Annotated in this window: 12 protein-coding genes; 8 read left to right on the top strand and 4 right to left on the bottom strand. The window is 48.6% G+C overall.

Annotation, left to right across the window (positions count from 1 at the left end):
• The gene (locus tag AC0KUT_RS07200) at positions 1-753 is read left to right on the top strand and encodes a phytanoyl-CoA dioxygenase family protein (RefSeq protein ID WP_488834707.1); all 753 of its coding nucleotides are present in this window, start codon (positions 1-3) and stop codon (positions 751-753) included.
• 96 nt (positions 754-849) lie between these two features.
• Here AC0KUT_RS07200 and AC0KUT_RS07195 read toward each other — a convergent pair whose 3' ends face one another.
• Positions 850-1,080, bottom strand: a complete 231-nt coding sequence (locus AC0KUT_RS07195) for a hypothetical protein (RefSeq protein ID WP_488834705.1) — start codon at positions 1,078-1,080, stop codon at positions 850-852.
• 82 nt (positions 1,081-1,162) lie between these two features.
• Positions 1,163-1,708: a DUF4256 domain-containing protein gene (locus AC0KUT_RS07190; protein WP_488834704.1), complete on the bottom strand. Its 546-nt coding sequence runs from the start codon at positions 1,706-1,708 to the stop codon at positions 1,163-1,165.
• 452 nt (positions 1,709-2,160) lie between these two features.
• On the opposite strand from AC0KUT_RS07190, the gene AC0KUT_RS07185 reads away from it, so the two are divergent.
• The 4 genes from AC0KUT_RS07185 to AC0KUT_RS07170 all read left to right on the top strand — a co-directional run bounded on the left by AC0KUT_RS07185 (position 2,161) and on the right by AC0KUT_RS07170 (position 9,851).
• Positions 2,161-4,695 (top strand): cellulose-binding domain-containing protein, encoded by a 2,535-nt coding sequence (locus AC0KUT_RS07185; RefSeq protein ID WP_488834702.1) that lies wholly within the window; start codon positions 2,161-2,163, stop codon positions 4,693-4,695.
• Between the two features lie 464 nt (positions 4,696-5,159).
• Positions 5,160-6,590, top strand: coding sequence for a carbohydrate-binding protein (locus tag AC0KUT_RS07180; RefSeq protein ID WP_488834700.1), 1,431 nt, complete (start codon positions 5,160-5,162; stop codon positions 6,588-6,590).
• 101 nt (positions 6,591-6,691) lie between these two features.
• Positions 6,692-8,221, top strand: a complete 1,530-nt coding sequence (locus AC0KUT_RS07175) for a carbohydrate-binding protein (RefSeq protein ID WP_488834699.1) — start codon at positions 6,692-6,694, stop codon at positions 8,219-8,221.
• 100 nt (positions 8,222-8,321) lie between these two features.
• Entirely contained in the window at positions 8,322-9,851 is a 1,530-nt protein-coding gene (locus AC0KUT_RS07170) for a carbohydrate-binding protein (protein WP_488834698.1), read from the top strand.
• A 119-nt stretch (positions 9,852-9,970) separates the two neighbouring features.
• On the opposite strand, the gene AC0KUT_RS07165 is transcribed toward AC0KUT_RS07170, so the two are convergent.
• Together AC0KUT_RS07165 and AC0KUT_RS07160 are read right to left on the bottom strand one after the other, a co-directional pair.
• Entirely contained in the window at positions 9,971-11,716 is a 1,746-nt protein-coding gene (locus AC0KUT_RS07165) for a hypothetical protein (RefSeq protein ID WP_488834696.1), read from the bottom strand.
• 428 nt (positions 11,717-12,144) lie between these two features.
• A complete protein-coding gene (locus tag AC0KUT_RS07160) occupies positions 12,145-14,220 on the bottom strand; it encodes a PhoX family protein (protein WP_488834695.1) in 2,076 nt (691 codons plus the stop codon).
• A gap of 453 nt (positions 14,221-14,673) precedes the next feature.
• Between AC0KUT_RS07160 and AC0KUT_RS07155 the strand changes: the two genes are divergently transcribed.
• From AC0KUT_RS07155 to AC0KUT_RS07145, 3 genes are all read left to right on the top strand, one after another.
• Positions 14,674-15,960 (top strand): AGE family epimerase/isomerase, encoded by a 1,287-nt coding sequence (locus tag AC0KUT_RS07155; protein ID WP_488834693.1) that lies wholly within the window; start codon positions 14,674-14,676, stop codon positions 15,958-15,960.
• Positions 15,961-16,235: 275 nt separating this feature from the next.
• Positions 16,236-17,540, top strand: coding sequence for a GGDEF domain-containing protein (locus AC0KUT_RS07150; protein WP_488834692.1), 1,305 nt, complete (start codon positions 16,236-16,238; stop codon positions 17,538-17,540).
• A gap of 1,186 nt (positions 17,541-18,726) precedes the next feature.
• On the top strand, positions 18,727-21,651 hold the full coding sequence (locus tag AC0KUT_RS07145; RefSeq protein WP_488834691.1) for a ribonucleoside-diphosphate reductase subunit alpha: 2,925 nt from the start codon (positions 18,727-18,729) through the stop codon (positions 21,649-21,651).
• Positions 21,652-21,750: the final 99 nt, after the last annotated feature.

The following is a 21,750-nucleotide window of genomic DNA, read 5'->3' as shown; positions in this document are numbered from 1 at the left end:
ATGCTAACAACAGAACAAGTTTTAAATTTTAAACGAGATGGCTATCTCGTACTTCCTGGGTTCGCGACAGCCTCATTTTGCGATTCTATTGTCGAACTCGCACGCGCGGAGCTTAGCCAAAACATCGAGCCGCAGGAATATGAGACCGATACCCACTACCCCGGTGCGCCTGCATCTCGATCTGCACCTGGCGGCAATACCGCTCGGCGCTTATTGAATGCTATAGAACGTTTCCCTACCTTAGCCGAATGGGCAAAAAACGAAGAACTGTGTGAAATTTTGCGCAAGTTTTTAGGTGATACTATTCACCTTTCTCAGGCACATCACAATTGCGTTATGACCAAACAACCCGAGTATTCAAGCATGACGGGCTGGCACAGAGATAGCCGCTATTGGTCTTTTGCTAAGCCTGAACTTATATCGGCGTGGTTAGCCTTGAATGGTGAGTTCCCTGAAAATGGCGGCCTTTGGGTTCTGCCCGGCTCGCATAAATGGGAAATGGATGCATACCAATTTGACGACAAAGAGTTTCTGCGCACTGACTACGCAAAAAATATAGATCTGCTTGAAAGAGCAACAGCTGTAACCTTAGAGCAAGGTGACTTACTGTTGTTTCACAGCAATTTATTTCATGCCGCAGGCCGAAACACCACGGCTGAAACTAAATACTCGGCGGTATTCACCTACCGTGCTGACGACAATGAACCAAAGTGGGCAACACGCACCCTTTCAAAAGCCGAGATAAAACTATAGAAATAAAACAACACTTTCGTGCAGCGGCTTGCTGCACAACACTCTGCCATTAATCCACTCAAACAGAGAGAAATAAAACGCAGGGAAGCTGCACGATTATTTATTTTTATGCGTGGATCGACTAGCGCTCGCCCGCGCCAATAGCTTAGGGTGCCCTAGCTCTAGAGCGCCTTCATAAAATTCCTGCCCCACTAAACGCGCCGCAACTCGGCTCCAGCCATAGGTTGCCTGACCGCAAACTGATTCTATCGCGCCCAATGCAATATCCCCCGCCTGTATAAAGTCGCCGTCTGCAACTCGCTTGTATCCCTGCGGTATAGGATGCATGTTCAAACTCCAACATAGGGTGAAAAATTCAATGTCTATTATAAAAATGTTGTGCGACAAATTAATAGGATAACAATTGAGTTTAAAGCCTGAGGCAACCGCGAAAACCCCGCGCCGCATAATAGGACTCCGCACCATTGTGATATAGAAATACTTGGTCATAGCGGCGATCACAAAACAGCGCACCGCCTAGTGCTCTTATAGCATCTGGTGTTTTTACCCAACTTGATGTTTTCTTATCAAAGTCACCCAGTGCTTGTAGCGCTCGATATTCCTGCTCAGTAAGTAGCTCGATGCCCATTGCGGCAGCCAGCTCAAGCGCACCTCCATTTGGCTTATTATTTTTTCTGGCCTCTAGTGCCGCGCGATCATAACAAAGGCTACGCCTTCCACTCGGGCTTTCAGGTGCACAGTCAAAGAAAATAATAACTTGCGTCTTTTTATCGATACCAACCACATCTGGCTGACCATCAGTCAGTTCCATCTCATAGAGTATGCGCAGCTTTTCTGCGCTGGCGAGCAACTTAGGCTCCACCTGCTGCCAATCAATTGTTTGATGGCGGTGGCGATTTTTCTCAAAGCGCGCTTTAAGGGTATTGATAAACTCTTCTTTGGTTTTTTTATCCACGTTTAGATTCCCTATTGAATGAATAAGTCATTGAAGCAACACATTAATAACTTAAGCGACACAAGAATAACCCTAGCCGCACCTACGCCCTTCCGCGCGACCGAATCCCCGCGCATCTTCAAATAATGGGCAATTCTACAGTTAGGGTAATGGCGCCTTACTAGGCCAATCACTTCACGTCTAAAACGGCATTAAATCATACTTTTGGAACTCAACAGGGCTGATGCTCGATTACCTCTTGCCCAACTAAGCCCATGCACCTAAGATCGCGCCCATAATAATAAATCACATATAAAAATAATTTCACTTGCAACAACCATGGCGTACTTGCAATCAACTTATGGCTCCTGCCCTTTTTGCCCTAGACACACAGATGTATTAGGGCTTTTTTCTTGCGCCAAGCTCCACCACGCAGCAATCATTCATACATCAAGCCTAAGAGGAAAATTCCTATGCATAATAATTTTAAAACATGCCGCCTAGCGGTTGGGCTGGGGCTTAGCTTGCTCGCCGCCACTTGGGGCGCTAAAGCCTATTCGGCTTGCAGTTATGTGGTAACCAATTCTTGGGGCGCAGGCTACACCGCTGCAGTGCGTATCACCAATACCGGTACTACGGCCATTAATGGCTGGCAAGTAAATTGGGGCTATACAAAAAATAGCGTTACCAATTCGTGGAATGCCAAATTAAGTGGCAGCTATAGCGCCACTAACTATGGCTGGAATGCGGTCATTCAACCAGGCCAAACCCAAGAGTTTGGTTTGCAGGGAGCAACCAATGGCGGCGTTGTTGAAGTGCCCAGCTTGACGGGCACTGCCTGCGGCCCCACACCCACCACCTCTAGTACTGCGACGATTAATTCGAGCTTGCCTTCCATTAGTTCGAGCTTAGCCTTATCCAGTGCTGCACCCATTTCTAGCAGCCCCATTTCCAGTAAACCTGCCAGCGCTACCGCACCCTCATCAAGCGCGAATACTGTGAATATTGCGAGCCTTGCGACAGCGACAACGTCTTATGTATCGCCTTGGGAAACTTTGAGTGCGGTGAACGATAACAGCAGCCCCGCCAATTCCAATGATAAGTCGAAGGGTGCCTATGGCAATTGGAACAATCCTAATTCTATTCAGTGGGTGCAATATGATTGGGCACAATACTATTCGCTCAGCAGTACACAAATTTATTGGTTTGATGACATGGGTGGCGTACTCACACCGACACAGGCTTACATTCAATATTGGAATGGCAGCAGTTGGGTCAATGCGGGTAATGTACCGCTGATTAAAAATGCGTTTAACACGCTCGCATTGAATAATATTGTGACCAATCGCCTGCGTATTTCTATGCTAAACACTCAGCAATCAACCGGCATCTTGGAGTGGCGTGTTTCTGGCTCTGCAGCATCACCTAACATCTCTTCTAGCAGCAGCGCTGTAGTTAGCTCCAAGGCGCTTAGCTCGCAGGCTTTAAGTTCCCTCGCAGCGAGTTCAAAACCTCAGTCGTCGGCAGCACTTAGTAGCCTAAAAAGTAGCGCAGCACTACAGAGCAGTTCGGCCATGAGCAGTAGCGCGGCAAGTGTCGCTCAGTGTGCCGCCTATGAATGGCCAAAATACGAACCAGATTTAAATTACGACTTCCGCACAGATTACGGCCAAGTAGATACCAGTAAATTTAAAGTGTATTACGGCTGCCCACAAAACCAAGTTGCCGGTGTAAAAACCAAAGGTCGCTTCGCATTTCTGTGGGGTGCCAACCGCAATCCAGCCATTACCGATGCAGATATTGATCGAGTGCTCACCAACTTAAATGAAGATGCAGATTACATTCACAATGTAATGGGCTGGCCGGTTGATAAACTGCAAGCGGAAGGCTACTTCAGTAATGTGTATTTATTTGGCTCGGGCCTCTGTACCGACAGCGCGAGTAACACTGAAAAAGGCGGCTGGCAAAGTGGCATTAATGGCTACCCTATGGTGTTGCTGTCTTACTACCCTGTAGTCACACCCACTGAACGCGGCGGCATTACCCACGAATTCATTCACACCATCATGGCCACACGCGGAAACAAAGCAGCCTGGTTTAATGAGGGCGGCAATACCTGGTTGCAAATGAATTTAGAAGCATCGCGCACCGGTAATTACGGCGTGGGCTTTTTGGATGGAGCCCCCTTCTTAGCACCGCATATGCCAATTGAAAATTACAGCGGCTGGTTGCAAGACGGCACCTTTGGTGGTCCCAATGCAGAAGGTGTAAACCGCACACTTAACGGCCAACAAATTTCCACCTGGCGCGACTACCTTGGCGGCAACCAATACAACTCTGTTTTCTCTCACTTCCTCGCGGAGCATGTCTCCAAAGGAGCCAATGCATGGATCTGGGCCAAGGGAACACAAAATCACATTTTGCGCTCACTAGCTCAAGGTTTAGGTGAAGAAAAAACACAGCATCTCATCATGGAATATCGCGCGCGCCAAGCAATGGTTGATTTCGGGCCATGGAATAATGCACTCAAAGCACCCATCAACAATAACTGGGGCAGAACCATAGGCGCAGAAAAAATTCCTAACGGAGTATTACAAGAACCAACACCCCATCGTTTAAGCTTTTATGCCGCGAGTACGCAACAGGGTGACTTACTCACACCTGCAACTGACACGCTACCTGGCTGGTCTGGCGCCAACCAAATTCCGCTTAAAGTGAGCGGCAATAAAGTACGCGTTAATTTCCAACCTATTGCAAGCAATATGCGCCTGCAGCTCGCTTATCGCGCACAAGATGGTTCGGCGGTTTACAGCAAACCCATACAAAGTGGTGAAGCCTGTTTGGATATAGTAAAAACGCCAAAAAATGCAGTCGTCGTTGCCATCATCAGCAATGTAGATTATCTCTACAACGGTGAAGAAACACGCACACGCAAACACGATTACCGTTTGCAATTATTGGAAGGTATAACAGGAACAGCACCGCTCTACGACAAACACTATCAGTAACAGGCTATAAAAAATGGGGGCTGCGCAAGCGCCCCCATTTCTCTTTAACAATGTTAACGACAACAATTAAAAAAACCGCATAAAACTTATCTATATCACTAAGGCACTAAAACACTAGTCATATAAATATTCCGCACAGAAAAATATTTAAACAATCTCGCCATTTTTTTACGCCTATCTCAAGGCTTCGCGCCATCTTAAAAAATATTTTAAAAAAATAAATCATCTTAACCGCGCCATAACCACATAGTTATCACAGCTTGATTCCGTTTACATCGACAGTTTTGGCAGCTGCTAAAAATAGCACCCTAGCCAGGTAAAGAAACGCAAAAAAAACATGTTATAGTCAAACTGACAAATACATGACAGGAATTTATTCAATGAATTTTTAGTCGGTATTTATCCTATAAAAATAGTGCATCGCACAAAGAAAGGTCAACAACACAATATAACTGGGGTCAAACATGTTAAAAAAAATAATTATTTCTAGTTTATTAAGCAGTATGGTTTTTTCACTCACCGCACAGGCATTACCTTCTGCGCCCACCGGAAAAAAATGGGTTGAGGTCAGCGAGCTTACCGACGACTTCAACAGCTTTGATAGCAACAAATGGCAAAAGGGTCACCCCTATTGGAGCGGGCGCGCACCCAGCGTTTACAACAATAATAATATTGCCGTGACGGACGGTTTACTCAAATTAAACATGTCGGTAAAAGACCCCAGCCAAAATGGCAATTGGATTTGGGCTGCCTGTGTCACCTCTAAAACCAAAGCATTTACCAAGGGCATGTATTCAGAGGTTAAGATAAAAGTGGCCGATCTCTCGGTGACATCTTCCTTTTGGATGCAAGGCGCCTACAGTGAAATTGATGTAATTGAAAACTACGGTCGCGTTGAAAACAACAGCCTGCGCTACCTCGATTACACCATGGAAACCAACACTCACTATTTCCCCAATGGTTGGGATAAAGATCTAAAAACCCAAAAACATTTCACCAACCCAAGCAATGGCCGCAATGCCGATAAGTTCTACACCTACGGCGTTTGGTGGAAGGACAATCGCAATATCACCTTCTATCGCGACGGCCAAGAAATGGGCTCGGTGGTTACCGGCGGCAACTTTGACGAACCCATGTACCTGTTCTTTGATATGGAAACCTTTACTTGGGGCCCGGGTATTCCAACCCAAGCACAGCTTAACGACAGCAGTAAAAATACCGCCTACTACGACTACGTAAAAACCTACAAATTAATTGGCGGCGTTGCCAGCAGTGCTGCAAGCAGTCAAGTGAATAACACGTCATCCGCCGCTAGTAATGGCACTGCTATTCCTGGGAAGATTGAAGCAGAAAATTTTAGCGCCGAACGCGGCACTCAAGTTGAAGCTACTACGGATACCGACGGTGGCAAGAATGTGGGCTATATCGAAAATGGCGACTTTTTAGAGTTTGATGTCAATGTTGCCACCGCAGGCAATTACAACATAGGCTTCCGCCTTGCGAGTGACACTAATGGCGGCAACATTTATGCATCGTCCAATGGTAGCAACTTTGCCAATATTAATCTGGGCAATACTGGCGGCTGGCAAAATTGGACCACCCGCTCAGCGCAGGCCTATCTCAACGCAGGAAAACAAAAAATTCGTTTAGATTTCAGCGGTGACAATACCTACCTACTGAATATAAATTGGATCAATTTTAGCTTGGCCTCAGCACCCGCCTCTTCAAAACCCGCCAGCTCTAAAAATGCTAGCTCATCATCGCAAGCGCCAGTCATTGACCAATGTAACACCACCCAGCAGTGCAAAACTATTTTTGGCGCTCAAGCAACCGATTGTAAAAATAGCCAATCGGCGCAAAGTATTTGCATGTGTGGCGCGAGCGCCTGTCGCTAAGCATAACTGCAATTACCATTAAATAATCAGGCTACAAAAATCACATGGCAGCAACGGCTGCCATGTTCCTCTATTTATTCCTTAAACAAGGAGATGGTGCCATGAAACTACGCACTTTTATTAATACGCTAGTGATGTTTAGCAGTTTTTTATTCATAGTCGCTGAAGCCCATGCGCAGGCTTGGGGCTATAACAACAACCGTATCGCCATGAGTGCAGACGGCAATGTTAAAAACAATACCGGCGCTGCCGCAGCAGACCCAGATGACTGGGGCGCAGCGCCTTCTGCCCTCGCCATGCTTGCCCAAAAAAACCTGCAAAATAAACTGGTGCACTTTTCCTACAATAATTGGATGGGCTACCCAGAGGTAAATGACAACGTCAATCAGATGAAGATCAGCGTGTTAGGCGGCATGAGTCGCTTTGGTTTTGACCCAAAAATTGCATTTGATGTAACCGCTAATAGCGAAGCGGCACTGCAAAGTTTGGCTAATGAAATGATCAAATCAACCAGCGCAGATCCGCTTTACTACATTCACATGGGGCCGTCTGAATTTTTCTATCAAGCCGTAAAGAAAGTCATAGATGCAGGCAACATGGAAAACTTAAAGCATGTTTATGTCGTCTCCCATAGCGGCTATAACAATGACTACAAAGTTAGCAGTAATCATCACACCTTGACCGATGCCATTGACTACAGCAATGGCTATATAAACTCTAAGCGTATCATTGATCAGAATGGAGCCTGGAGCCCCGACGTACTTTGGGATGCGGGAAAAGACTTTTCCGTTTGGTATTGGATGCGCGATCATCAAGATGAAAATGTCCGCTGGATTTATGAACGCATTAAAGCTAACTACTGGGGTAAGTCTGACATTTCAGATGCGGGCATGATTTATTGGCTCATCACCAATGATCAAAATGGCAGCCCCAGTAAATTTAAACAGTTTGTAGGCTCAGGCATCAATTCAGTGCCGCTACCGCCCACGAGCGGTAACAGCATAAATATTCCCGGCAAAATTGAAGCAGAAAATTATGTGCGTTTTTATGACACCAGCAGCGGCAATGCGGGTGGAAAATATCGCCAAGACAATGTGGATATTGAGTCCACCACGGACACCGGCAATGGCTATAACATTGGCTGGATAGATGCAGGTGAGTGGTTAGAGTACGACATTAAAGTAACCCAAGCTGCAAACTACCAAGCCGATCTACGCCTTGCATCCCTCGCCGGTAGTGGCATGTTTACACTTGAGTTGGATGGAAAACTATTAGGCTCTGCCATTACACCAAAGAATACCGGCGGATGGCAAAAATGGTCTACCTCAAACGCGCTGCTAGGAAGTTTAAGCGCAGGTAACCATAGCCTTCGCATTCAAATACAACATGGTGGTTTCAATATTAATTGGCTGGATATTCAGCCTATAGCCGCAAGTAGCTCTTCGATAAAAACTAGCTCTTCGATAAAGTCCAGCTCCTCAAGCGCAGCCTCTTCTAGCCCTGTTATAGATCAATGTAACACCACCCAGCAGTGCAAAAATATTTTTGGTATGCAAGCAACCGACTGTAAGAACAGTCAATCGGCGCAGAGTATTTGTATGTGTGGCACGAGCGCCTGTAGCACTCGCTAATAATGACCAAGCTGTGACGCAGATTAATTAATAAATGTTAACAATCTTCAATAATTTGGCTCTGATAAAAATAACGAGCCCACAACCAAGGAAATTTCTTATGAAATATTTTAAACATTTGCATAATCTCAATCAGACAATACGCAATACGCTTATCTTATTATCCTTCAGCTCCCTGCACGCAGTTGCTGCGCCACCCAGCGCACTCAGCGGCAAAGACTGGGCGCCGGTGGTGGAATTAAGCGATGAATTTAACGCAAGCCAACTGGATAGCAACAAGTGGGACGACTACCACCCCAATTGGTCTGGACGCGCGCCCAGTGCCTTTAAAAAAGGTAATTGCTATATAGGCGATGGCAATCTCAACCTCAAATCTACCCTGCGCAGACACCCCTCCAGCGTTAACAACCCCTTTAGCGATATTTGGGTAGATGCAGCCGCCTGCGCGTCTAAACAAAAATCGGCGCAAGTGGGTTACTACTACGAAGCGCGTATAAAGGCTTCAAATTTATCCATGACCTCATCCTTTTGGTTTCGCGTAGGCGATTACTCAGAGATAGATGTGATTGAACATATAGGCAACCCCAGCCAAGACAAACGCGATGCGGACTTGCCCTACCAATATCACGCCAATGTGCATTTTTACGGCAAGTACCAAGGCACCAGTCCACAACCCAAAGAATGGAAAATGTCCACGCGCGGGCGCGATGAGTACCACACCTATGGTTTTTGGTGGAAAGACTCTAAAACCCTGTGGTTTTACCACAATGACATAAAGGTAATGGAGATTACGCCAACACATCCGCTCGAAGAAAATTTAAAAATGATTTTCGATACTGAAGTATTTCCCTTCGCTACAGCAGGTGTCGCCAACATTGGTTTACCTATTGCAGAAGACCTGAATGACCCAACTAAAAACACCATGAAAGTTGACTGGGTGCGCACCTATAAATTGGAAACCGCCAAAGTCGTTATTCCTCCGGTTACGCCACCCACACCGGACAAAACCCAAAGCATTCCAGGCAAAGTGCAAGCGGAAGACTACTCCGCAGAGCGCGGCACTCAAACGGAAACCACTACGGATACCGATGGCGGAAAAAATGTTGGCTATATTGAAAATGGTGACTTTTTAGAGTTTGATGTGAATGTCGCCAGCGCAGGCAATTACACCATCGACTTCCGCCTGGCCAGTGACACTAATGGCGGCAATATATTCGCCGCAATCAATGGCAGCAATTTCGCCAGTATTACCTTGGGCACTACCGGCGGTTGGCAAAACTGGACAACCCGCAGCCTGCAGACCTACTTGAATGCAGGTAAACAAAAAGTTCGTTTGGACTTCAGTGGTGACAACACCTATTTGCTGAATATCAATTGGATTAATTTTAGTTTGGCTTCAGCACCGGCATCGTCTTCTCTCGCGTCATCAACACCTGCGTCATCAAAGCCTGCGTCATCAAAACCCGCAAGCTCTAAAAATGCGAGTTTTTCATCGCAAGCGTCAGTCATTGATCAATGTAACACCACCCAGCAGTGCAAATCACTTTTTGGCAATCAAGCGACTGACTGTAAAAACAGCTGGTCTACGCAAAGTATTTGTATGTGTGGAAGTAAGAGTTGTGCTTTATAAGCGCTTCCTATAGTTTCTCTAAACAGCTTGCGCTCCTAGAAGCATGCACTGTGCATGGCTAAAAAGCCGCTGATGACACCTCATCAGCGGCTTTTTTTGTGCACGAAAGTTCTGCTTAATTAGAAGAAATTCAACGCCTCAGTAATACCCGTTTCTTGATCTTGCTCCACATACTTATGCACCTGCTGCAAGGGTGCCAAAATCGCATCGCGCCCCAAGTTAAACGACTGTTCTTCAACCACCAGCTTATAGGCCTTATTGAGCGCTAGCGCGCGCTCCACAGAGGGTATGAGTAGGTAGCTAATATCACCGTGCAATTTCGCAAAAGCATCCGCTTTGGCGCTGCCATCGGCGCGGTAAAATTTATTCAGTACTTCGGTATTGCTGGCAAACTCGTCGCCGGTTGGATTGTGTTTTAAATAGAAGCTGTATTCATATTCCCCATCACTTTCACGCTTGGGTTCGGCGATGGACTCTAAGGCTTTTTGCGTCCAGTGATACCAACCCTGCTGAAATTGATTACTGGGGAATTTGCGATAAAACGCATAGCTACTGTCGACCAGCGAGCCGGTACCCGAGTGACAACCCGCGCAGACTGCGTGCTCTTCATAGGTTTGCGGGCGCAGGTCGCCCTGTGCGTCTTCAATAAAACCCTGATAAACCCAACCTTGGCTCACTTCTACACCTTCCTCTGCATTGCCCACAATGGTTTTGGGGCGATCAGGAAAGTCGTGGCGCTCTTTAAGTTCAGCACCGGCAATAGTTTCATGGCCAAAATAAGTGACCCAGAATTTTTTGCGGGCATAGCGCAGCTCTTTCATGCGCTTGGCCATGCCGACTTTACCGCGGGGCGACACATCTAAGTAGCGCACCGTGTGCAAAAACTCTGTGCCTTCAGGATAAAGCTTTGCGGCTAGGTGAATTTTTTTCGCCGCAAGTTGTGTTTTGGCTACACCTACATAGCTCATAAATTTTTGCTGTAGCGGCGCCCAGTCGTACACAATTTCAGTTGCTTTATCGAGCACACCATTTTTATTCAGATCCACCCCCAAGGTGTTTTCATCCACCTCGGCAATGGGAATATTTTTTTCTTTAATCATGGCCTCGACTATCGCCAGATTAATTTCATAAATTGCTGCCGACCAGTGCCCCTGCTCATCGGTTTGAAACGCTTTAGGCAGGCGAATGAGTACGTCATCGGTAGAGCCATTAGTAGGCATAAAAGCACCTAAAAACGGGTAGTAGGCAAAACTGCGCCAGCCGCTATAACCGCCCTGTGGCGTGCGATCAAAGCCTTTGCCATCAAACTGGAAATAGGCATCAGGGCTGTAGCCATCCCATTTACCATTCTTGTTCACATCAAACGCGACGAGATTTTTTTCAATACGTTGATTCAGCGCTATCTCACCTTCGGCAGTGCGGTAATTATCCTGCTGTACATAGCGCAGTATGTCGGCATCTTTGAGCGCGGCGATTTGCGCGCGACGATCGACAAATAAATTGCGCCAAGGATTGGTTTGCGCGGGGCCGAGAAAGGTGAAATTTTGCTGGGTTTCGCTGTCATTCAACACATTGGGGCGCTTGCCCTGGGTGTGACAGGCATAGCAGGGGTTGGCAACCTCGCCCTCGGCAACGACGGCATTGGCGGTAGCCTTGAGTGGTACAGACTCGGTGTAGCACTGAGGGGGAATATAAGGTGTTTCATGGCTGTAATAATCGACTGTGTAATCTGGCAGGGCGGGAGCTTTAGGTGCTGGTGCCGACACATCGGCGGCCATTGCCACACTAAAAAATGTCGCGCTAAAAAGTGTTGCGCCAAAAAATGCCCACCATGCTTGTACATAGCTTTTAAAATTAATCGTCATGTAAAATTTTCCCGAAAAAAAAGGGAGCTAGGCTCCCCGATAGTTTTTTGACCCTGCGCGTCCTGCGTGACCTTTTTGCAGTGTTTAAGCTGTTTTGTCACCACATCTCCCTCCCCTCACTCATCCTTAATATTTCTTACTTATGTTGCTGTCGCTCTAATCCCAACAACGCCAGCCTTACCCTTTCCTTACTCTATATCCTTTAGCGGTTCGCTCTTCCCTGTCATTCCTTTTGGTTCACTCCTTGATAGCCATTCCCTGCCTACTCTTAATCCTTTTTCCTGAGAGCCGAATAAATCCTTAAGCAGTATCAACAATCCCTTGTTGAACGTTATAGCCAATTCAAATGACACTTTAATGAATCAACAAAAATTACTGATTTAAGCTGTGTTGATGGGCGCATCCCTGCACCCAACTTAACCTTAGTTTTACTCTGCAGCTTTAGCCGGGAAAGGACCTACATAGCCGGTGTAAGCGCGATGTTCGCCTGCACCCGTGTCCTTATCTTCGTCAGATTCGCCATAAGGGTGCTGAACAACGCTGGTCAAGTAAGCCCAACCATTGATGTTCGGATACCAGTAGGGAGAGGTAGTCTCTGAGCCATAAGGCGTAGTTTGAATACGCTTCATGGTGCCGTCTGCCAAGTTGTAGGCCCAAAGTACGTCGTTTTGATGGTAGCTAGTATCTTCACCAATAATCAGGGTGTCGTAGCCGCTCATGTAGGTGACGTTATCAGGGCTGGCGATGCCATCTATGTAGCACTTGTTGGCCGAGTTATTAAACGCAGCAGGGTTGGCCATAATCGCATCGCTGCCTATGCCTGCAGCCGCAGGAATACCAGCAACCAGCTTCGCGATATTTTTAGCAACATAAGCAGAACCTATGGTGGTGTTAGCGGCAACATCCAACTGATAAACAGCACCGCAAAGGTTGTAGCCATCAAGCTTGATGTGGTTTGGGCCACCCAAATCGTAAGAATTACTAGCACTGCCGCCCTTCTTAAAGTTTTCCATACCGCGCTCAACCGATGACATGGCCAAGTACAACTTGTTGCGCGTTGGATCGAAGGTAATACCTTCTTCTTTATTCAACTCGGTAGTTGCGCCCATGTAAGCCGCATAACGACGCGTTTCTAAACGCGAGGCCACTTTTTCCATACCGGTTTTCAGCTTCAAACACTCTTGGCCATTGCCGCCTGCGTTAATGCTGGTAAAGCCATCCGCACACACACCTGCTGCAGGTGCAACCTTGTCGAAGATATCGGTAAAGACCACTTTCATACCGTCATCAACATAAGGCTTGATGTCTGCATCAGTTGCCATCCCCAAGTCGATCCATTCCAAGTTGGCCGCGCCCACGCCTGCTGCGCTGGTTTGAACCCACTTCATGGCATACAGCTTACCGGAGGACAAATCACCCGCCGTAGTAGCCACATACATAAACAGGCCAACACTGGTGCCGTCGTCGGTCATGTACACGGTTTTTTGGTCGGGCATCACGTAGGACAACTCAAACGCCATACGGCCCATAGAGTAGTGCTTGCTCAGATCCACTGAAGGTGCTGCCTTGCCCACTGCATTTACTTTGGCTTCAATAGTCCAGCCCAACTGATAAGGATTCCAACGAGATTCATCTTTGTTGAAATAATCGAGGAACGGTGCCGTGTAAGCGTCGGCCATGGCGTTAGCGCCAGTGACTAACTTAGCGGCATTGGGTTCATACTCCTCGGACGCTAAATGCGTGCCCCAAGGCGTTACCGAACCAGCGCAGTGCACCCAGCCGCCGTTAACGCCCGACTGATCTACCTGCCACATTTGCTTAACACTCAGCTCGCCATTGCCTGCATCTTGATTCAGCTCCATCAGGAACATAGCGCCTGGGCGCGATTCAATTTGCGAGAGCGAGAACAAGCGGTCGCCAATGGGCAAGAGCGAGGTAAATTCGTTGGAGTCGGAAATGCTTTGCTCTCCGTCTTCACCAAATAGCGGCTGACCTTCACTGTTAACCAATTGACCGAAGGTCACATTGCCAAACTGGTCGCCCGAACGCGCCAAGGCGTGGTAGCGCACATCCAAACTAGTAGTCTTATCGCCCACTTTCATACTCACGGGTGAAACCAAAATATCGCGCTTGGCGATATTGGTTGCCGGTGCCGCTACACCTTCAAACACTAATTTGGTATTTGCAGGCATAAGGCTTGGCGCTGCTTTGCCATTACACAAGTTGGCTTCTGAATCGACTTCAGCTTGATCGAGCACACCATTCTTGTTGTCATCCAAACCAACTTGAACCGCCACACCGCCGTATTGACATTCAGCGCCCGCGGCCAAGGTTTTCATGTTGGTCAAGCTGGTAAGGCCGTTAGTGCCGTTGGCACCCGGTGTACCAGCGGCGCCTGCAGCACCTGCAGCACCCGCTTTACCGTCATCACCACCGCAAGCGGCCAACATCAAACTACTTATTACCGTACTGAGCAGTAATTTCTTTGAACCTAAGTGAAGCATGGGGGGTTTCCTCGAGTGGATTTTGTTTTAGTGGAATCACGCGACTGATCCTAGAAACCCTCTGTGACATAAAGGTCACAGATTTATGAAGCTTTTGTGTAAAAACGACATCTTGCAAAAACACCTGAGGCGACAGCGCAAAAAACAACCGCAAAAAGTGAGTGACTAAACACACTCAGGTTAGCGACCACTAGTAGGACTCAAAAGCCACGACCACAAAACAGAAAATCACTACAGCTAAATAGTCGACTGGGGTACACTGCCCCCGCACCTCAGGTGCAAGCGTTACCACATAACAATAATAGTGTTCACCCAATCTCGAACGCAGCAGACAACCTAAGCCACACCTAAATCACCACCACAACCAGTGTAAAAATAAGCGTTTTAAAAACGTACAAAAAATGTCAATACGACATCTCGCGACAAGACCTAAACCCACAAAGGAAACCGCCCATGAAACGTCTCCTCACCAGCCTATTGCTCTGTGTCCTGCCCAGCTTGGCGCTGGCTAACTCCGGCCTCGCGCAGCCTTCGGCTCAAGCACTATTGCAAATGTCACACAACTTTGAAGAAGAACTGCTCAACAACATACTGCCCTACTGGATTAAAAATGCTCCCAACCCCGCCACGGGTGGTTTTTATGGCGAAGTAGCCGCCGATGGTAAAGCTAACCCTCAAGCTGCGCGCGGTGCCCTTATGTCCAGCCGCTTACTGTGGACCTACTCAGCCGCCTACGAAGGCTATCGAGCCGAACCCCTGCGCAAAATGGCCGATATGGCCTACAAGGATTTAGAAAAAAACTTTTGGGATCGCAAACACGGTGGCCTCTACTGGTCAGTCACGGCCACTGGCAGCCCCGAGCAAAAGCACAAACAAATTTACGGGCAGGTATTCGGAATTTACGGTTATGTAGAATACTTTCGCGCTACTGGCGAGAAGGTGGCGCTTGAGCGCGCCAAAGAGTTGTTTCAGCTAATTGAGAAGCACGCCTTCGATAAAAAGAATGGCGGCTACATAGAAGCACTGAATGAAGACTGGTCACCCCTGAATAAACCCAGCACCACCATCGGAGTAAAAACAGACAAATCGCAAAATACCCATTTGCACATTATGGAAGCCTACGCCAGCCTGTTACGCGCTTGGCCAGACGACACCTTGCGCACCCAGCTAACCGCCTTAGTCAACATCATGCTCACCAAGGTGCTCAATGCTAAAACCAATCACCTCGCGCTCTATATGGATGCAGATTGGAAAGTACAAGGCGATGAGATCTCTTTTGGGCACGATATAGAAGCTTCTTGGCTCTTGGTCGATGCAGCACAAGCACTCGGCGACCCCGCACTGCTAAAACGCACCCGCACACTGGCCATCGCCATGGTCGATACCGTATTAGCAGAGGGCATAGACACCGACGGCGCACTCTATAACGAAGCCTCCGCCAGCAAAGGTATTACTCAATCCGAAAAAGATTGGTGGCCACAAGCAGAAGCACTGGTCGGCCTTATTAATGCCTATCAAATTACCGGCGACGACAAATACCTTTTCGCCACCATGCGTACCTGGGGCTTTATTCAAGCACACCTTATTAATAGCAAAACCGGCGAATGGCACTGGGGTACGGATAAACACGGCAAGGTGATTGTTAAGCCCACACTCAGCATGTGGAAAAGCTCATACCACAACTCCCGCGCCATGATGCAAGCCATTGAGCGCATGGGGCTGCTCGCCGCACATCGCTAAAACAAGCCCCCTAAACGTCAACGTCCAAACCGCCGCCATAGCTTAATACCCAAAACGTCATAAGGTTATGGTGCGCGGAAAATTCACCAGACACTACCGGTCGATACTCTCACTGAATTTAGGCTCAATGACGCAGCGAAATTTTGGGCTACACTGATCAAATACTAAGATTATAAAAACTAAAACCTTAACGCCAAAACAGCGTAGAAGACCCTATTCAGCCCAGAGTGATTTTCAGCCGCTACTCCTTGGTACCAATGGACGATGACCAACGTATGAAATCGAATCTCTACAATGCTCTGCGCTTACTCGCAGGCGTAATCACCGTGATGGCCATCATTGCGCAAAAATACCTGCCTCAGCGTACCTTCACCATTTTCCCCAACCCGAATGTGCCCCACTCGCTCTATGGCGACACCCATCAAGACGGCTCGTCATCTGCCGAGTGGCTCGACGAGGCCAATGACATCTGGCGCTGCAACTTCTATCGCGAAGATAAGTTTTCCTGCGGCTACTCACTCAGTTTTAACCCCGACTACACCAAGGGCGTAGACCTGAGCCAATTCGACGGTTTTAAACTAAAGCTAAGCTATGAAGGCACGGCGCCGCGTATCCGTATGTTCATGCGCAACTACAACAGCACCTACGACCGTGGCGACCCACTGATGTCCGCTAAATTTCAGTCCACTATCATCCGCACCAATAACTTGCGTGAAGAAACCTACGTCAAGTTTAGCGAATTCACTGTCGCTGAGTGGTGGATTCAAGACTACGATGTACCGCGCGAATACGCTCAGCCAGAGCGCAGCAACGTCATCACCTTTGGTTTTGACTTCGTAAACCCCGGCGATCACATCGTCAAAATTGAAAAAATTGAATTTGTGGGCGCATGGATAGCCACCGAAACATTCTACTTGGGCATTCTTATTTTTTGGATGACAATGATTATTTTCGAAGGTGTTAGTCGCTTTTACTTCATTTACATCAACTCGCGCAAAGCCGATGAAAAAATTGTCGCGCTACAAAGCGACTACAAGAAGCTAGAAATAGAGAAAAAAGAATTTGAAACCCTCTCCACCACCGACTCGCTCACCGGCGTAATGAATCGCACAGGCGTCAATCAGTTCCTCGAAAAGCTCTTTGGCGGCGACTACGAAAAAAACCAAATCGGCCTGCTGATTTTTGATATAGATCACTTCAAACACATCAATGATGAATTTGGCCACGATGTTGGCGATCGGATTTTGACGGGGGTATCCAAGGTACTGTTACAAAACACACGCCAGTCGGATGTGTTTGGCCGCTGGGGTGGTGAAGAATTTATTCTGGTATGCCCGCAAACCGATATAGAGAAGCTGACCAGCCTCGGCGAAAAATTGCGCATTGCCGTAAGCCAGCACGTCTTTGAAGTCAACAGCCCCAATCCCATCCACCTCACCCTGAGCGTAGGCGCAACCTCGGTTAAGCGTAACGAAAGCTTTCAAGATGTGTTTAAACGCGCTGACCTCGCGCTCTACGAAGCCAAACACAATGGACGCAATCGCATGGTCTATAAAAGCCCCGACCCTACCCTTGCGTGACCCTATTGCCCCCGCACCTAAGTGCTCGGGGTAGTAACCATTTAGCGTCTCAGACAAGTTTCAGCTTGCCGTGAGGCGCCAGCAAACAATTCAGCACGAGCCCTGCCTTAGGTTATCGCCCTTCTATCGCCCTTCTATCAATCTCTATATCCATGTCATCACACTGCCATTTCTTAGCATTACCATCACCGCTTTTACCTCCGCGGCCCGCTGTCGCTTAAAATTTTCTCAAAGCGCTTATTTCTCGTCAATTCTGGCCTAATAATCTGCACTCTGTCACAAAAAAGTACAAACACAATATGTAGTCATAACCACCAGCAAAAAGTATAAGAAAAAAGTCTAACAACCAATTCTGACTCAGACCTAGGCGCTAAGCCGCGCAAGTGCAGTATTTACGCCCTTTCCCCCAGCTTTTCCCCTCTTGGCACACAACTTATCCACAGGAAACCCCCAATTTTGGCAGCTTGCTTTAATCACCAAAGCGCATTATCTTGTAGCCCAATCGCGATAAACCCCTAGATATAGACTTTTTCCCGCTGCCAGACACCATCTATAGGCAGCACAGAATTGTTTCAATGTCTAGCCTTGCTCGTGGGTTGCCTCATAGCACTCACTTAAGTAGCAAGCTCTAACGCGCCGTTGTTTTTACCCAACTGAGCCAAAACTCCTGCTTTTTAGTAATGTTTTCGCTCCACAAAGCCAACATTACGGGTTTTAGGGGAATCAGTAGCGGGGATAAGTCACCACAAGATGTAGTGGTTGCATTTTAACAACAAATGATTGTTTTACGTGCAAAACGGCACTCTGGAGCCCTGTTTGATCGCGCTTCAGCCTATGGCACACAAAGCCTTCAACAGCCGCTAGCTATTACAGGTATTACAGCTACTTATTGCCCAACACAACAGCTCAAAGCAACAAATGCAAGATCGCACTAAACGTAAGATCGCAACACACACCCTATATCCAGACAGCTGCTAAAAGCTGCGGAAATATATCGCTTTAACCGTTTTAAGACTCGGCAGCTGTTACGGCCAAGTCAGTCGTTTTATAGGCTTGTTGGGTGTAGTACTCAGCGCAATCGCTATAGGCCTAAGCCTCTACCGGCGCTGCGCTATACCCGCTTCATCTATATACACAGCTAAAACCAGTGAGCACATGGGATAACACCTCAACACAGGAAACGTAAATGCACACCAACATTGAAAACAACAGCAGCACCCCCGTCCAACAGGATATTCACAGCGGCCCCAATGGCCTAAAAGCCACGGCGCCGGGACAATTGCGTGTTATTAAGCGCAATGGGACTGTAGTGCCTTTCGATGCCAGCAAAATCGCTGTCGCCATGACCAAAGCCTTTTTGGCCGTAGAAGGTGGCAAAGCCGCTGCCTCTACCCGCGTGCGTGAAATGGTCGACAACCTCACCCAGCAGATCACCGCCACCTTCAAGCGCCGTATGCCCTCGGGCGGCACGATTCATATTGAAGAGATTCAAGATCAAGTTGAGTTGATTCTCATGCGCTCGGGCGAGCAAAAAATCGCACGCGACTACGTACTCTATCGCGAAGAACACGCGCGCATGCGCGCCGTAAAACGCGGCTCCAACACCGAGCCAGATCCAGATTACCCCAGCCTCAACGTCATTCTCGACGACGGCAGCCGCGCGCTGCTCGACATTGGCCGTATGCGCACTATCGTCAGCGAAGCCTGTAGCGACCTGAGCGGCGTGTCTGAAAAAGCCATTCTCGATGAAGCCATGCGCAACCTCTATGACGGCGTAGCCGAAAAAGACGTTAACACCTCGCTGGTGATCACCGCGCGCACCCTCGTAGAAAAAGAACCCAACTACTCATACGTTACCGCCCGCCTATTAATGGACAAGCTGCGTAGCGAAGCCCTGACCTTCCTCGGCATAGCCCACGAAGCCACTCAGGCTGAAATGACCGAATTCTACCCACGCGCGCTCGGTGTCTATTTGCAAAAAGGCGTAGAGCTAGAACTCGTCTCCCCCGAATTGCTCAAGTTCGACTGCGACAAACTGGGCCGCGCCCTGCTCGCCGAACGCGATCTACAATTCACCTACTTAGGCCTGCAAACCCTGTACGATCGTTACTTCATTCACAGCAATGATGTGCGCATCGAATTGCCACAAGTCTTCTTTATGCGCGTTGCCATGGGTCTCGCCATCGAAGAAGACAACCGCGAAGACCGCGCTATTGAGTTCTATCGTTTGCTGTCATCGTTCGACTACATGAGTTCAACCCCAACCCTGTTCAACGCTGGTACCCTGCGCCCACAGTTGTCTTCTTGCTACCTCACCACCGTACCCGACGACCTGCACGGCATTTACGGCGCCATCCAAGACAACGCCATGCTCAGCAAATTTGCTGGCGGCTTGGGTAATGACTGGACTCCAGTACGCTCACTGGGCGCTTACATCAAAGGCACCAATGGCCGCTCACAGGGTGTTGTACCCTTCTTGAAAGTCGCCAACGACACCGCTGTTGCGGTAAACCAAGGCGGCAAACGCAAAGGCGCTGTGTGTGCTTATTTAGAAACCTGGCACATGGATGTTGAGGAATTCCTCGACCTGCGCAAAAACACCGGTGATGATCGCCGTCGCACCCACGACATGAACACCGCCAACTGGGTGCCCGACGCCTTTATGAAGCGCGTCTTCGACGACCAACCTTGGACCCTGTTCTCGCCCAACGATGTGCCCGACCTGCACGACTTGTACGGTCAAGCCTTTGAAGAGCGCTATGCGTTTTACGAAGCCGAAGCTGCCGCAGGCCGCATCAAAGTATTCAAAACCCTGCGTGCCCTCGACTTGTGGCGCAAAATGCTCGGCATGTTGTTCGAAACTGGCCACCCATGGATCACCTTTAAAGATCCGTGCAACCTGCGCAGCCCGCAGCAGCATGTGGGCGTAGTCCACTCCTCTAACCTGTGTACTGAGATCACCCTCAACACCAAGGCCAATGAAGAGATCGCCGTATGTAACCTGGGTTCCGTCAACTTGGCGCAACACATCGTGGACGGCAAACTTGACCACGCCAAATTGGCCGCCACCGTGAAAACCGCCATTCGTATGCTCGATAACGTAATCGACATCAACTACTACGCGGTCGCCACCTCTAAGCAATCCAATGTTCGCCATCGCCCTATTGGCCTCGGCATCATGGGTTTCCAAGACGCACTCTACGCGCAGCGTATTGCCTACAGCTCCAATGAAGCCGTCGCCTTTGCCGACACCTCAATGGAAGCCGTCAGCTACTACGCTATTCAAGCCTCAAGCGACCTAGCCGCCGAACGCGGCAAGTACTCAACCTTCGACGGCTCCTTATGGAGCAAAGGCACCCTGCCGATTGACTCAATTGAACTGCTCGCGCAAAACCGTGGCGAAAAGTACATCAAAGTCGACCGCAGCCAAACCTTCGACTGGGCCAGCTTGCGCGAAACCGTAAAAACCCAAGGTATGCGCAACTCCAACGTCATGGCGATTGCACCCACTGCCACCATCTCCAACATAACCGGTGTTACTCAATCGATTGAGCCGACCTACCAAAACCTCTACGTGAAATCCAACCTCTCAGGCGAATTCACCGTGGTAAACCCACACCTGGTACACGACCTTAAAGAGCGCGGCCTGTGGGATTCGGTCATGGTTAACGACCTCAAATACTACGAGGGTTCGGTGCAAAAAATTGATCGCATCCCCGATGACCTAAAAGCCATCTACTCCACCGCGTTTGAAGTAGAACCCAAGTGGATCGTAGAGGCCGCCAGCCGTCGTCAAAAGTGGATCGACCAAGCCCAAAGCTTGAACCTCTACATCGCCGGTGCCAACGGTAAAAAGCTCGACATCACCTACCGCATGGCATGGTTCAGTGGCCTCAAAACCACCTACTACCTGCGCGCCTTAGCGGCCACCACCACCGAGAAGTCGACCATTAACACCGGCTCGCTCAACAAGGTATCGGCCAATGGCGGTGGCGGCCTCGCCGCAGCACCTGCGCAAGCAGCACCGGCAGAAGAATCCAGCTTTGCGCAAGCAGCACCCGTACCTTTGGCATGTTCGCTCGATAACCCAGACTGCGAAGCCTGCCAATAGACCGAAGCATTGGGGTTCGTTCCTCACCGCCAACCTACAAGTGGCACGAATTACAAAGTGCCATGTATAGCCAGTGCCATGAATTTAAGGTGCCATGAA

The organism is Cellvibrio sp. 25HG11W-0 (genome assembly GCF_057815475.1).
This window is presented reverse-complemented; position numbering and strand designations above follow the sequence as displayed.

Excerpts from the sequence above, each read along its gene's own strand:
- AC0KUT_RS07165 (WP_488834696.1), bottom strand. The coding sequence starts at position 11,716 with ATGACGATTAATTTTAAAAGCTATGTACAAGCATGGTGGGCATTTTTT.
- AC0KUT_RS07200 (WP_488834707.1), top strand. The coding sequence starts at position 1 with ATGCTAACAACAGAACAAGTTTTAAATTTTAAACGAGATGGCTATCTC.
- AC0KUT_RS07180 (WP_488834700.1), top strand. The coding sequence starts at position 5,160 with ATGTTAAAAAAAATAATTATTTCTAGTTTATTAAGCAGTATGGTTTTT.
- AC0KUT_RS07185 (WP_488834702.1), top strand. The coding sequence starts at position 2,161 with ATGCATAATAATTTTAAAACATGCCGCCTAGCGGTTGGGCTGGGGCTT.
- AC0KUT_RS07175 (WP_488834699.1), top strand. The coding sequence starts at position 6,692 with ATGAAACTACGCACTTTTATTAATACGCTAGTGATGTTTAGCAGTTTT.
- AC0KUT_RS07155 (WP_488834693.1), top strand. The coding sequence starts at position 14,674 with ATGAAACGTCTCCTCACCAGCCTATTGCTCTGTGTCCTGCCCAGCTTG.
- AC0KUT_RS07170 (WP_488834698.1), top strand. The coding sequence starts at position 8,322 with ATGAAATATTTTAAACATTTGCATAATCTCAATCAGACAATACGCAAT.
- AC0KUT_RS07150 (WP_488834692.1), top strand. The coding sequence starts at position 16,236 with ATGAAATCGAATCTCTACAATGCTCTGCGCTTACTCGCAGGCGTAATC.
- AC0KUT_RS07145 (WP_488834691.1), top strand. The coding sequence starts at position 18,727 with ATGCACACCAACATTGAAAACAACAGCAGCACCCCCGTCCAACAGGAT.
- AC0KUT_RS07160 (WP_488834695.1), bottom strand. The coding sequence starts at position 14,220 with ATGCTTCACTTAGGTTCAAAGAAATTACTGCTCAGTACGGTAATAAGT.
- AC0KUT_RS07195 (WP_488834705.1), bottom strand. The coding sequence starts at position 1,080 with ATGCATCCTATACCGCAGGGATACAAGCGAGTTGCAGACGGCGACTTT.